Source organism: Staphylococcus sp. HMSC056G08, from assembly GCF_001812305.1.
Lineage (GTDB): Bacteria > Bacillota > Bacilli > Staphylococcales > Staphylococcaceae > Staphylococcus > Staphylococcus simulans.
This window is the reverse complement of the sequence record NZ_KV808449.1, coordinates 1-13,767: the sequence shown is the minus strand read 5'-3', so window position 1 is coordinate 13,767 and position 13,767 is coordinate 1. Positions and strand designations below refer to the sequence as shown.

General features: G+C 37.0%; 11 protein-coding genes. 8 read left to right on the top strand and 3 right to left on the bottom strand.

The annotated features are described in order from the left end of the window. Positions 1 to 40: 40 nt before the first annotated feature. From HMPREF2846_RS03390 to HMPREF2846_RS03380, 3 genes are all read right to left on the bottom strand, one after another. A complete protein-coding gene (locus tag HMPREF2846_RS03390; RefSeq protein WP_057509872.1) occupies positions 41 to 256 on the bottom strand; it encodes a heavy-metal-associated domain-containing protein in 216 nt (71 codons plus the stop codon). Next, entirely contained in the window at positions 195 to 2,129 is a 1,935-nt protein-coding gene (locus HMPREF2846_RS03385; protein WP_070625720.1) for a heavy metal translocating P-type ATPase, read from the bottom strand. The genes HMPREF2846_RS03390 and HMPREF2846_RS03385 overlap by 62 nt, the downstream gene beginning before the upstream one ends. A gap of 85 nt (positions 2,130 to 2,214) precedes the next feature. Beyond that, positions 2,215 to 2,856: a Crp/Fnr family transcriptional regulator gene (locus HMPREF2846_RS03380; RefSeq protein ID WP_070625717.1), complete on the bottom strand. Its 642-nt coding sequence runs from the start codon at positions 2,854 to 2,856 to the stop codon at positions 2,215 to 2,217. Between the two features lie 216 nt (positions 2,857 to 3,072). Here HMPREF2846_RS03380 and ppdK point away from each other — a divergent pair, with 216 nt between their 5' ends. The 8 genes from ppdK (at position 3,073) to HMPREF2846_RS03340 (ending at position 13,692) form a co-directional block, all read left to right on the top strand. After that, complete coding sequence (gene ppdK / locus HMPREF2846_RS03375; protein ID WP_057509869.1) at positions 3,073 to 5,715, top strand: pyruvate, phosphate dikinase; 2,643 nt, start codon at positions 3,073 to 3,075, stop codon at positions 5,713 to 5,715. Then, positions 5,702 to 6,517 carry a pyruvate, water dikinase regulatory protein gene (locus tag HMPREF2846_RS03370; protein ID WP_002479528.1) on the top strand — a complete coding sequence of 272 codons (816 nt, stop codon included), beginning with the start codon at positions 5,702 to 5,704 and terminating at the stop codon, positions 6,515 to 6,517. The genes ppdK and HMPREF2846_RS03370 overlap by 14 nt, the downstream gene beginning before the upstream one ends. A gap of 173 nt (positions 6,518 to 6,690) precedes the next feature. Next, the gene (locus HMPREF2846_RS03365) at positions 6,691 to 7,704 is read left to right on the top strand and encodes an NADP-dependent oxidoreductase (RefSeq protein WP_070625716.1); all 1,014 of its coding nucleotides are present in this window, start codon (positions 6,691 to 6,693) and stop codon (positions 7,702 to 7,704) included. 125 nt (positions 7,705 to 7,829) lie between these two features. Further along, entirely contained in the window at positions 7,830 to 8,717 is an 888-nt protein-coding gene (locus HMPREF2846_RS03360) for an alpha/beta hydrolase (protein ID WP_070625714.1), read from the top strand. Positions 8,718 to 8,775: 58 nt separating this feature from the next. Continuing rightward, positions 8,776 to 9,795: an NADP-dependent oxidoreductase gene (locus HMPREF2846_RS03355; RefSeq protein WP_070625712.1), complete on the top strand. Its 1,020-nt coding sequence runs from the start codon at positions 8,776 to 8,778 to the stop codon at positions 9,793 to 9,795. Positions 9,796 to 9,807: 12 nt separating this feature from the next. Continuing rightward, positions 9,808 to 10,818 (top strand): zinc-binding alcohol dehydrogenase family protein, encoded by a 1,011-nt coding sequence (locus HMPREF2846_RS03350; RefSeq protein ID WP_070625791.1) that lies wholly within the window; start codon positions 9,808 to 9,810, stop codon positions 10,816 to 10,818. 137 nt (positions 10,819 to 10,955) lie between these two features. Then, positions 10,956 to 11,969, top strand: a complete 1,014-nt coding sequence (locus HMPREF2846_RS03345) for a zinc-binding alcohol dehydrogenase family protein (RefSeq protein ID WP_070625710.1) — start codon at positions 10,956 to 10,958, stop codon at positions 11,967 to 11,969. Between the two features lie 166 nt (positions 11,970 to 12,135). Next, positions 12,136 to 13,692, top strand: a complete 1,557-nt coding sequence (locus tag HMPREF2846_RS03340; RefSeq protein ID WP_070625708.1) for a BCCT family transporter — start codon at positions 12,136 to 12,138, stop codon at positions 13,690 to 13,692. Positions 13,693 to 13,767 lie beyond the last annotated feature (75 nt).

The window sequence follows — 13,767 nt, the reverse complement described above, 5'->3', positions numbered from 1 at the left end:
GATAATTGACTTATTTTACTTTAATATTCTGTATGAAAGACTAAGCTACTTGTAAGACACTATACCCTAATTGTTCTATTGTTTCGCTGATTTGTTCAGAAGAGATGATTGTGTCCTCATATTTAACTTTGACTTTACTGCTGTTGAATAAGACTTTTGCTGATTCAACACCTTCTGTTTTATTTAAAGCACCTTCAATTTTCTTGATACAAGTAGGGCATGTCAGGGTTTCTAATTGTAGTTTGAGTTGTTTCATTTAAATCTTCTCCTTTAATTTTAAATTTGATTAAACGCATAGCGTTGAATATTACAACTAAGACACTTGCTTCATGGATAAACATTCCAATCGCTAGGTTCACACCGCCGAGGAGTACACCGATGAGCAGTGCGAATACTGTCAGCATCGCAATCCAGATATTTTGTTTAATATTACGGTGTGTGGCTTTAGCTAATAAGAATGCATGAGCATATTGTTTTAAACGATCCGCCATTAATACGATATCTGCGGTTTCCATTGAAATATCTGTACCGCCATCTCCCATAGCTAAGCCGATATCTGCAGTCGCAATCGCAGGGGCATCGTTAATACCATCACCAGCCATCGCAACATGATAACCTTGATTTTGTAGTTGTTTAACGTAAGCTGTTTTATCTTCCGGTAATAAGCCTGCTTCAACCTCATCTATATCTAACTGTTCTGCTATCACACGTGCAGTATGTGCATTATCACCCGTTAACATAATGGTACGTTTCACACCATGTTGTTTCATTAGGTCAATGGCTTGTTTCGCATCTTCACGTACTTCATCTTTAATCGATAAAACAGCTGCTAGTTTTCCGTTAATTGCCGCAAAGACTAAAGTATGACCGGTTTGTTCTTCGTATAAGGCATCTTGTTCAGCTTGTGAAATATCAATATGGTGATCCTGCATCAAAGCACGGTTACCGACGATTAATTGTTGATGATCAACTTGACCTGCAATGCCTTTTCCTTTAATCGGCGTTGTTGATTCTACAACATAATCCGTCAACACATGATGTTGTTCAGCGTAACTTGTTATCGCATGGGCTAAGTGATGTTCAGAGGTTTGTTCTAAAGTACCGATTAAACCTAATAAATCATGAGGTGGATTATTATAAGTTTGTACACGTAAGAGTTCTGGTTGTCCTTTAGTCAATGTACCTGTTTTATCAAAGACCATCACATCAATATGTGCTAAGGTCTCCATAATGTCACTGCCTTTGATCAAAGCACCATGTTTTGCGCCATTACCTATACCCGCAACACTTGAAACAGGAGCACCGATAATTAATGCACCTGGGCATGCGATAACGAGGAAAGTAATTGCGAGATGCAAGTTCCAAGTGATAAGCCCAACAATAGCGGCTAATACAATGACAGCGGGTGTATACCATTTAGCGAAGCGGTCTAAGAAACGTTCGGTGTTAGATTTAGTTTCTTGAGCTTCTTCAATCAAATCAATAATCTTCGCAAACGCAGTATCTTCTCCGATTTTATCTGCAATCATTTCAACATAGCCAGATTCTAATATCGTACTGCTGTATAACGTATCTTGTTGACACTTTGTCAGTGGAACCGATTCACCTGTAATAGAAGCTTCGTTAAATGTACCTTCACCTTCAATGATGTGACCATCAACAGGTACACGGCTGCCTGCTGTTAATATAATGCGATCACCTCTTGAAACTTCTTCGATTGATACTAAAGTACGTGATCCATCTGCTTGTTTAATTAAGGCTTCTTCAGGTGATAATTCCGTTAAAGATTGAATGGAGCGACGTGTCCGTTCTAATGTCTTTTTCTCTAAATAACTTCCAAATAAGAATAGAAACGTTACAACAGCTGCCTCGATAAATTCACCAATAAAGAGTGCACCGATGACTGCGATACTAATCAGCAGTTCAATGCTGAACATTTTAAATCGTAGTGCCTGTATCGCACGTAATCCGATAGGCAACATCGCAATAGCAGTCGCAAAGATAAGCAAAGCATCTCCAATTACAGCAATATCTTTTAGAAAGATACGTATCAAGATGCCAGCTACAATGGCAATGAATGCGACTAATGTCAATGTTTGTTCATAACGATAAATCCATTTTGTAAACATCAAAAAACTCCTCCTCTCATATGAAGTGATGTCTGCTTTCACTTTTAATGATACGAGAGAAGGAGAGAAATAAAATTGACCTAGATCAATTTTTCAGTACTTTATAGGTATTGTGATTGATTTTGTCTAAAATACCTTCTTGTTCCAGTTGTTTGAAGGTACGATTTAGTGTTTCTGGCTGCATGCTTAAATAAGTCGCTAAATTCTTTTTAGTCATTGAAAGCTTTAATAAACCGTCTGTTGTCTCTAGTTGGATGTATTCCAGTAAACACTCTTTACTGCTCATCAATGCGATTTGTGTCGTCATCGTTTCAGATTGATTCAATCGTTCTGCCAAACCTTCAATCATTTTAATTCCGATTTCAGGATAATCTGTCATTAATTGATGAATAGAGGAATGGTTAATCGTACAAACATCACTGTCCTCTAACGCTTCTGCATACGTATTAGCACTATCTGATGCATTAAATAAAGTCAACTCACCTGTAAAATCACTATGTTCTAAAATACGGATTAATTGTTCATCCCCTTCATCCGTCAGTCTATAGATGCGTACTTTGCCGGAATGAATCACAAATAAAGTATGCACATCATCTCCAGCCATAAAGAGGTAATCGCCTTTACGTACTTTTGTCGCATGAACTTTTGAAAAGACATGTTCTAATGCTTCTGTATCTAAATTTTGGAATAAGGGTACCTTACTGACACATAATTCATAACCTTTCATTATAGATGCTCCTTTAATCTTCTTATCTTTAGCTTAATTCATTTAATTAAAAGGGTAAATAACATTGCTTTTAACTAAAATGTAACGAATTAGTGAAATATTTAACAAATTAATTGAAACAATTGTATGTTTTTAATTGTCAAAGCGTTTTCAGTATGACATACTATAAACTGATTAGTATGACACATTGATAAAAATAGATGAGGTGATCTACAAATGACAAAATATATTTATGCATTTGAAGAAGGTAGTCAATCCATGAAGGATTTGCTTGGCGGTAAAGGTGCAAACTTAGCTGAAATGATGCGCTTAGGTTTACCAGTACCAGATGGCTTTACGATAACTACAGAAGCATGTATTGAATATTTGAAACAAGGCGCAACATTATCTGACGAGTTAAAAGAGGAATTACATACACAACTCAAAGCTTTCTCAGAACGTACTGGGAAATCTTTTTCATCTGACGACAACTTGTTGTTAGTTTCTGTCCGTAGTGGTGCGAAAATTTCAATGCCGGGTATGATGGACACGATTTTAAACTTAGGTTTAAATGATGAAAATGTTGAGAAGTTAGCTGAAAAAACAAATGATGCACGCTTTGCGTATGATTGTTATCGTCGCTTGCTTCAAATGTTTGGACAAGTTGTATACGGTATCAACATGACAGCATTTGATCGCTACTTCGACAAATATAAAGAAGATAATGGTTATGAAACTGATGCTGAAATTCCAGCAGAAGGTTTAAAAGTCATCAGTGCACGTTTCAAAGAAATTTATGAAGAAGAAGTTTATAAACCATTCCCGCAAGATCCATTTACACAATTGACTGAAGCAGTTGAAGCGGTATTTAAATCTTGGGATAACGACCGTGCGCGTGTATACCGTGATTTAAATGATATCCCGCACGATATCGGTACAGGTGTCAACATCCAAGAAATGGTCTTCGGTAATAGTGGAGACCGCAGTGGTACAGGTGTTGCTTTTACAAGAAACCCTGTGACAGGTGATAACCATGTCTTTGGTGAGTACTTATTAAATGCACAAGGTGAAGACGTTGTGGCAGGTATTCGTACACCAAAAGAAATTGAAACACTGGCACAACAAATGCCTGAGGTATATCAAGAGTTCGTAGATGTGACTGAGAAATTAGAAGCACATTATAAAGATATGCAAGATATCGAATTCACAATTGAAAACGGTAAACTTTATATTTTACAAACAAGAAATGGGAAACGTACAGCCAAAGCAGCAATGAAAATTGCGGTTGATTTAGTAGATGAAGGGGTTATCACTAAAGAAGAGGCGCTAACAAAGGTAGATGTAAAATCAATTGATACATTATTGCATCCGACGTTCAAACCAGAAGCGATTGAAGCGGCAGAAGCAATTTCTGATGCAGGTCTTCCCGCAAGTCCGGGTGCATCAACAGGTAAAGTAGTCTTCTCAGCAGAAGATGCGAAAGTACAAGCGGATCAAGGTGAAAAAGTAATTTTAATGCGACCTGAAACATCACCTGAAGATATTGAAGGTATGGTCGCAAGTGAAGCGATTGTGACAACGCATGGCGGTATGACATCTCATGCGGCAGTTGTTGCTCGCGGTATGGGTAAATGTTGTGTAACGGGCTGTTCAAACTTAAATATCGATACTGAAAATAAAGTTGTAACATATCATGGCCAAACGTTAAATGAAGGTGACATCATTTCAGTTGATGGTTCAACAGGTAACATTTATTTAGGCGATATTGAAAAAACAGATGCTGACCACAGTGAAGACTTTGATCGCTTCATGCAATGGACACAAGAAACTGCACGTTTAAATGTACGCATGAACGCTGAAACGCCTCAAGACATCGCATCAGGTTACCAATTTGATGCAGCAGGTATCGGCTTAGTCAGAACTGAGCATATGTTCTTCGGTGCAGAACGTTTAGTTCAAATGCGTCGTTTCATCTTAGCTTCTTCACAAGAAGAACGAATCGAAGCATTAAATGAAATCCGTAAATATCAAATTGAAGACTTCGAACAGATTTTCAGATTATCTAATGGCCGTCCGACAATTGTACGTTTACTGGATCCGCCATTACATGAATTCTTACCGAAAACAAATGATGAAATTCAATTAGTTTCACAACAATTAAATGTTGATAAAGACGTGCTGCGTAAACGTATTGTTGACTTGCATGAAACTAACCCAATGCTTGGTCACCGTGGCTGCCGTTTAGCAGTAACTTATCCAGAACTTGCTGAAATGCAGACTGAAGCGATTATCGGCAGTGTGTTAAAATTAAAAAATGAGGGTATCGAAAGTCAACCTGAAATTATGATACCGCTTGTATCTACAGTAGAAGAATTCAAAACATTAAAAGACACAATCCAAGCGACAGCTGAAAGCATGTTAGCAAAAGACAATACGTCGATCGATTACTTAATCGGAACAATGATTGAAACACCAAGAGCTTGCTTGATTGCAGGGCAACTTGCGAAAGAATCAGAGTTCTTCAGTTTCGGTACGAATGACTTAACACAATTAACATTTGGATTCTCTCGTGATGATGCAGGTAAATTTATCAGTGAATATATCAACAGAGGCTTACTTGAAGTCGACCCATTCCAAACATTGGATGTTGATGGTGTAGGTCAGTTGATTAAAACAGCAGTAGAGCAAGCTAAAGCTGCAAATCCAAACATCAAAATTGGGGTTTGTGGTGAACTCGGCGGTGATCCGAAATCAATTCATTACTTCAATAACTTAGCGATTGATTATGTCTCATGCTCACCATTCAGAGTTCCTGGCGCAATGTTGGCTGCTGCTCAAAGCCAAGCAGAAAGTGAGAGAGCAATCGGTGCAAAACAATAACGAACATTTAGCATTATATATAGTGTCAGATTCTATCGGAGAAACTGCGCAGCGTATGATTCATGCGACATTAACGCAGTTTCCTGATATAGAAGATGACGTAGAAATTAAGAAATTCCCCTTCATTAAAAATGAAGAAGAATTTCTAACGATTTTAAAATTAGCAAAGCAGCGTGATGCGATTGTCATCACAACGCTCGTGAATCCAAAATTTAATCAAATCGGTCAAGCTTATGCTGAAGAGCAAGGTATCCTTTATGTAGATTATATGACAGATTTGCTTAATTTAATTGAAAACAAAACACATAAAAAAGCCTTACGCGAAAGCGGTGCCTTACGCAAAATGGATCAGCACTATTTTGAACGTATTGAGGCAATGGAATTCTCAGTCAAATATGATGACGGCAAAGTTTTTACCGGTATTGAAGAAGCAGATGCGGTGATTCTAGGTGTGTCCCGAACATCTAAAACACCTCTTAGTATGTATCTTGCGAACAAAGGTTATAAAATCGCCAATATTCCATTAGTGCCTGAAGCACCGATTCCTGAAGAAGTCTTCAACAAGAAAATGTTAGTATTCGGCTTAACCGCAAGTCCCGATTATATTATGAATATCCGTACAGAACGCATCCGTGTACTGGGTATGAAAGGTTCAGCCAACTACAACAGTTTACATCGCATTAAAAAAGAATTAAGTTATGCGGAAGAAGTCTTTGATAAATTTAATGCCATTGTCATTAACACGGAATATAAATCTATCGAAGAATCTGCATTTTACATTGAAAAATACCTGAACAAATAACAACCATTCTATTCATCCATTAAACATAATAGAAAATTCCTTAATAACTTCTCACAAATATAAACGAAGCCGTAACTGCCTCCATTCAGTTACGGCTTTTTAAGTTGCTTATATTGAACTCTATGCATTTCACATTTAATTTAGAAGTATAAGTAAAAAAAGGAGCGGTTAAAATGGAAAATGAACAAATTGTCTTCGCACAATTTCCAGACGGATTACCAGATGAACAAACGTTTCGTTATGAACCAGCTGAAATCATAGAGCCAAAACAAGGTGAAGTGTTATTAGAAACAGCATACCTATCAATTGATCCTTATTTTCGTAATGGCATGATTAAAGGGGCTTCTTATGTGACAGCCTTCAAAATTGATCAACCAATATGGGGAAGAGGGCTCGCAAAAGTAATTCAATCAAAAGACAATACAGTCAAAGAAGGAGACATTGTCAGAGGTCTGTTTGAATGGAAACGTTATAATACAATGCCGGCAGAAGATTTAGAAGTGCTAAATGTCGATGATGATATACCAGTGCATTGGTATTTAGGTGCTTTAGGTGCAACGGGTCAAACGGCTTATCATGGTTTGTTAGAAATTGGCCAACCAAAAGCTGGTGAAACGGTTGTTGTTTCAGCAGCATCAGGTGCTGTCGGTTCAGTCGTCGGTCAAATTGCGAAAATCAAAGGTTGCTATGTAGTAGGTATTGCCGGAGGTAAAGCTAAAACACAATACCTCATAGATGAACTTGGATTTGATGACGCAGTCGACTACAAAAAAGAGGATTATGCTGAAGCATTAGCTAAAGCAGTACCAAATGGTGTCGATGTATACTATGAAAATGTCGGCGGTACAGTTGCGAATGAAGTATTTAAGCATTTAAATTCATTTGCGCGAATACCTGTGTGTGGTTCAATCTCTAACTATAATGATAAAGAAATATCATATGAACCCGCTGTTCAACCAATGTTGATTAAAAATCAAGCATTGATGCAAGGCTTTTTAGCTTCTCAATTTAAAGATGATTTTGAACGTGCTGAAAAAGACTTAGCACAATGGATCAAAGATGGAAAACTCAAAACAAAAACGTCATTAGTAAAAGGCTTCGGCAACATCCCAAGTGCATTCAGATCTCTCTTTACAGGTAAAGAAATTGGCAAACAAATCGTTCAAGTTTCTTCCGTATTAGATTAATCATTTAGGCATTCTAAAGGTGATACACCACTTTTAGAATGCCTATTTTTCATTGCAGTCCTTTAAAGAAACCTCTATACTTAAGTGAAAATATACAATCAGCAGGAAAGAACGAGGGGATAGAGATGGAGAAACAAAATCAACCTGATGCGAAAACGATTAGAATTATCGCCATAATTGCGATTGTTTTAGGCGTACTAGGTATTGTTAAGTATATATGGGCTGAATATCACCCGACGAATCCGTTAGATAAAGAAACAAAAATCAATACACCTACAATTTTTATGCATGGTTATGGCGGCAGTGTGAATTCATTACGCTTCTTTGAAACACAGGCACAAAAAGAAGGCTATACGAAAAAGCCGGTCGTCGCGACAGTAGGGGCAAATGGCCATGTCACTTTAAAAGGTAAATTTGATACGAAAGATAAACACCCGATTGTTTTAGTTAATTTGAAGGATAACGAAAATGGTGACATGAAACTGAATGCATTTTGGATTAAAAATGTACTTGAAGCGTTACAACAAGATTATCAATTTAAACAATTCAACATTGTGACACATTCTATGAGTAATATGTCGTTTGCGAAGTACATGTTAGACAATAGTAATAATCCAGACTTGCCGACTTTACATAAACAAGTCAATATCGCAGGTATCTTTAATGGCATCATCGGTATGGGAGATGAACCAGGAAAAGTAACATTAGATAAAAATGGGAAGCCTGATCAAATGACAGATGGTTATGTAGAAATATTGAAGTTGAAAAAAGATCCTGCCTATAAAAATGTAGAAATCTTAAATATTTATGGAGATATCCAAGATGGTACACACAGTGATGGTCGTGTGACAAATGCTTCTTCTAAATCTTTAAAATATATTATGATAGATCATGCGAAAAGTTATCGTGAACTTTTGATAGAAGGTAAACAAGGTCAACATAGTCAACTTCATGAGAGTGGTAAAGTTGCGAAAAACATCTTTAAGTTCTTATGGGGCAGTAAGCAAGGTTAGAAAAATCTCAATTCGGCAATACTAATAATATAATGACAAATAGATTGGAGCGGATGAAATGACACAAAATGAACAAATTGTGTTAGCACAATATCCAGAAGGATTGCCTAAAGCAGAGGACTTTCGCTTTGAAACGATTGATATTGCTTCACCTGAAGAAGGAGAAGTCACAATTGAAACAGCTTATATTTCAGCTGATCCTTATATGCGTAATCGTATGAAGCCGAATACGAATTCTTATATCGGCGGTTTTGAATTAGACCAGCCGATTGTAGGTTTAGCAGTAGGACAAGTAACAGAATCCAATCATTCTGACTTTAAAAAAGGTGACACAGTGTCTGGTATGTTGCCATGGCAAAAATACAGTACAGTGAAAGCTGATGATTTAATGCATTTGCCAGATTTAGATGTACCACCTTATTTATTCTTAGGTGTTTTAGGCATGACTGGTCAAACAGCTTATCACGGCTTGTTAGATATCGGTCAACCAAAAGCTGGTGAAACAGTCGTGGTTTCAGCGGCTTCTGGCGCAGTCGGTGCAGTGGTTGGCCAAATCGCAAAAATCAAAGGTGCCCGTGTTGTCGGTATTGCAGGCGGAGATCAGAAAACAAGCTATCTTATTGATGAACTAGGCTTTGATGAAGCGGTGGATTATAAGAAAGAAGATTATGCAGAAGCCTTAGCTCAAGCAGTACCGGACGGCGTAGATGTCTACTTTGAAAACGTTGGCGGAACTGTCGCAAATGAAGTATTTAAACACTTAAATACATTCGCACGTATACCGGTATGCGGTTCTATTTCTAAATATAATGATAAAGAAGTTTCTTACGAACCCGCAGTGCAACCGATGTTAATTAAACATCAAGCATTGATGCAAGGTTTCTTAGTGCATCAATTTAAAGATGACTTTGCGCGTGCAGGTCAAGAATTAGCACAATGGGTTAAAGAAGGTAAGATTAAAACGAAAACATCTGTAGCAGAAGGTTTTGACCAAGTCCCTAAAGCCTTCAATAATCTTTTCACAGGTGAGAATTTTGGTAAACAAGTGATAAAAATTTCTGATGTATTAGATAAATGAGGTGTATAGATGATGAAAGCAATTGGAGCAGATCGTGCCTTTCAATTATCAGAGGGCAATTTATTTTATGAATTTGATAAAGAAAAACCAACGCCAAAAGATAGAGAATTATTAATTAAAGTTAAAGCAATCAGCGCAAACCCGATTGACACTAAACAACGTCAAAGACCTATTGAACAACCGCCTAGAATTTTAGGATATGATGCAGTAGGTGTTGTTGAAGCAACAGGAGATAACTGTGAACTTTACCAAGTTGGCGATGAAGTCTTTTATTCCGGTTCATTGAAATTTGATGGTTCTAATGCCGAATATCAAACGATGGATGAGCGTTATGTGGCGACCAAACCTAGCAATGTATCTTATACAGAAGCGGCAAGTCTTCCATTAACTTCTATTACGGCGTATGAAGTTCTTTTCGATATTTTCAATATCTCTACGAACCCTGATAATAATAAAGGGAAAACCTTATTAATTATCAATGGTGCAGGCGGTGTCGGCAGTATTGCGACACAAATCGCTAAAGCATACGGACTTAAAGTCGTTACGACAGCAGGCAGAGAAGAAACTAAAGCCTGGTCAGAAAAAATGGGTGCAGATTTAGTAATCAATTATAAAGAAGATATGAAAGCACAACTTGAAGCTAACAATGTTAAAGACATTGACTTTATTTTCTGCACGTTCGATACAGATTTATATTATGAAGCAATGATTGATCTCGTAAAAGCACGCGGTACACTTGCGACGATTGTCGCATTCAATGAAAAACAAGATTTGAACTTGTTGAAAGGTAAAAGTTTAACATTTGGACATGAAAATATGTTTGCACGTTCATTGAATAATACAGATGTGATTCAATATCACCGTTATTTAACAGACGTTTCTAAAAAAGTAGAAGCGGGTGTTTATCAACCGACAGTGACGAAAGTCTTCGATGAATTAACGCCAGAAACGCTATTTGAAGCGCATCAATTACTAGAAGACCATGTGATGAAAGGTAAAATTGTGTTTGATATGGAATCATAATTAAAATATAAATGACACTAGAAGCATGCTGACAAAGCGAAATTCTAGTGTCATTTTTTATAAGACGGAAAAATTGCTTATTCATATCGGTCATTCTATGATAAGGGCACAAACATATAAAGAAAGGAACGATATAAATGAAAGCAATCGGTGCAGATCGAGGATTTGAATTATCTGAAGGTAATTTATTCTATGAATTTGATAAAACGAAGCCTGAACCAAAAGGCAATGAATTATTAGTAAAAGTCAAAGCCATCAGTGTTAATCCTGTAGATACTAAAATTCGCCAAGCGCCTGTTGAAAAAGCACCACGGATTTTAGGGTTTGATGCGGCAGGTGTGGTAGAAGCAACAGGACCAGATTGTGAATTATTTAAAGTCGGCGATGAAGTTTACTATTCAGGTGCGAGCTTTTATGATGGCTCAAATGAAGAGTACCAAGTGATGGATGAACGTTATGTAAGTAAAAAACCAAGTAACTTAACATTTACAGAAGCAGCTAGCTTACCGTTAACAGCACTAACAGCGTATGAAGTGTTATTCGATACGTTCAACATTTCATCTAATCCTGAAAATAATAAAGGCAAATCATTATTCATTATTAACGGTGCAGGCGGTGTCGGCAGTATCGCAACACAAATTGCGAAAGCTTATGGATTAGAAGTAGTGACAACTGCTGGACGTGAAGAAACAAAAGCTTGGTCAGAAAAAATGGGTGCTGACTTAGTGATTAATCATAAAGAAGATATCAAAGCACAATTAGATGAACATCAAGTTGCGCCATTTGATTATGTTTTCTGTACGTATGACACGGATGGCTATTATGAATTAATGATTGATTTAGTTAAAGCACGTGGTCATATTGTCACAATTGTGGCCTTTGATGAAAAACAAGATTTAAACTTATTGAAAGGTAAGAGCGTGACATTCACACATGATTATATGTTTGGTCGTGCGGACTATGGTTTAAATGTGATTACGTTCCATCGTCATTTGACAGATTTGACTAAGAAGGTAGAAGCGGGTACGTATCAACACACGAAAACGAAAGAAATACAAAGGTTAACTACAGAAACACTATATGAAGCGCATCAACTATTAGAAAATCAATCCATGATTGGTAAGTTAGTGATTAATATGGAAAACGAATAATTATTTTTGAAGCACTGGGAATCATTTTCTCAGTGCTTCTAATTTTAGTGCATAATAAATTTGATAAGTTTTTTTATGAGAAGAAAAATAATTGTATAAATGAGATTGAAAAGCGTCATAGCGGGTAATTACATGTTATCAACAAATTTAGGAAGGGATTATTGGTATGAAAGAGAAAAAGATTACCAAAGTGTTTTGGTTTGCGCTCGTCATTTGTACATTATTTGTAATCTATGGTGCGATTTTCCCAAAACAACTTGAAGCAGGGACACAACAAATTACAACTTTCATCGCTAAATACTTTACATGGTATTATCTGATTTTATTATTAGTGATATTGATTGTATATATTTACTTACTCTTCTCACGTTATTCAAATATCACTTTGGGAGAAGAAGGAGAAGATCCAGAGTTTTCACTGCAATCATGGTTTGCGATGTTATTTAGTGCAGGTATGGGTATCGGTTTAGTTTTCTGGACAACAGCTGAACCTATCAGTCATGCATTTACTCAAACGCCGATACATAAAGCTGGAACTCAAGCAGCCATTGATGACGCGATGCAGTTTGCGTTCTTCCACTGGGGCGTTCATGCTTGGGCCGTATACGGTATTGTTGCGTTAGTATTCGCTTATTTCAGTTTCCATCGTGGTTATGCAGGTTTAGTGAGTGCAACGTTGGTACCGTTATTAGGTGAAAAACGTATGAATGGACCGCTTGGCGGTACCATTGATGTATTAGCAATTATTGCGACAGTAACAGGTGTTGCGGCAACACTTGGGTTTGGTGCGTTGCAAATTAACGAAGGATTAAACTATTTATTCAAAGTACCATCTAACTTCGGCATGCAAGTTATTATCGTGATTATTGCGACGTTCTTATTTACATGGAGTGCATGGTCAGGTATCGATAAAGGGATTAAAACTTTAAGTAATATTAATATGATTTTAGCATTTATCGTTTTAATCGTATTATTCGCAGTCGGACCGACACTCTTTACTTTAAATAATTTTACAAACTCACTAGGTAATTATATTTACAATTTCTTTGGGATGAGTTTACGTATTCCGCAAAACGGCGGAGAAAAATTCCAATGGATGCAGAACTGGACAGTCTTCTATTGGGCATGGTGGATTTCATGGGCACCATTCGTAGGAATCTTTATTGCGCGTGTGTCACGCGGTCGTACTATTAAAGAGTTTATTTTAGGTGTTTTATTTGTACCAGCCTTAGTTTGTTTCTTCTTCTTTGCAGTCTTCGGATCAGCTGCAATCTATTTACAGAAAAACGGTATTGCGGATATTGCGAAAGAAGCAACAGAAACAGCTACCTTCGCAACTTTACAACACTATCCGCTCGGCTTTTTATTAAGTCTGGTTTCGTTAGTAGTTATCATGATTTTCTTCGTCACTTCAGCAGACTCAGCAACTTATGTGCTTGGTATGTTAAGTGCAAAAGGAAGTATCCACCCAGCTTCAGCAATTAAAGTATCTTGGGGTGTGATTTTAGCACTCTTTGCGTTGATCATGATTTATACAGGCGGAACACAAGCGATTCAAAACTTATTAATTATCGCAGCACTGCCATTCTCAATCGTTATTATTTTAATGATGTGGTCGTTGTTTAGAGCATTAGGTGAAGAAAAGCCACGGTACCAACAACCCAGATATAAACATTCGGAAGTTTTATCGCATAAAAGTAACAGGGAAGAAATAGAAGAATAGTTAAAAAAATGAAGGCATAAGTTGCTTTATCATAAGATAAACAAACTTATGCTTTTATTTTTTACAATAAAATTT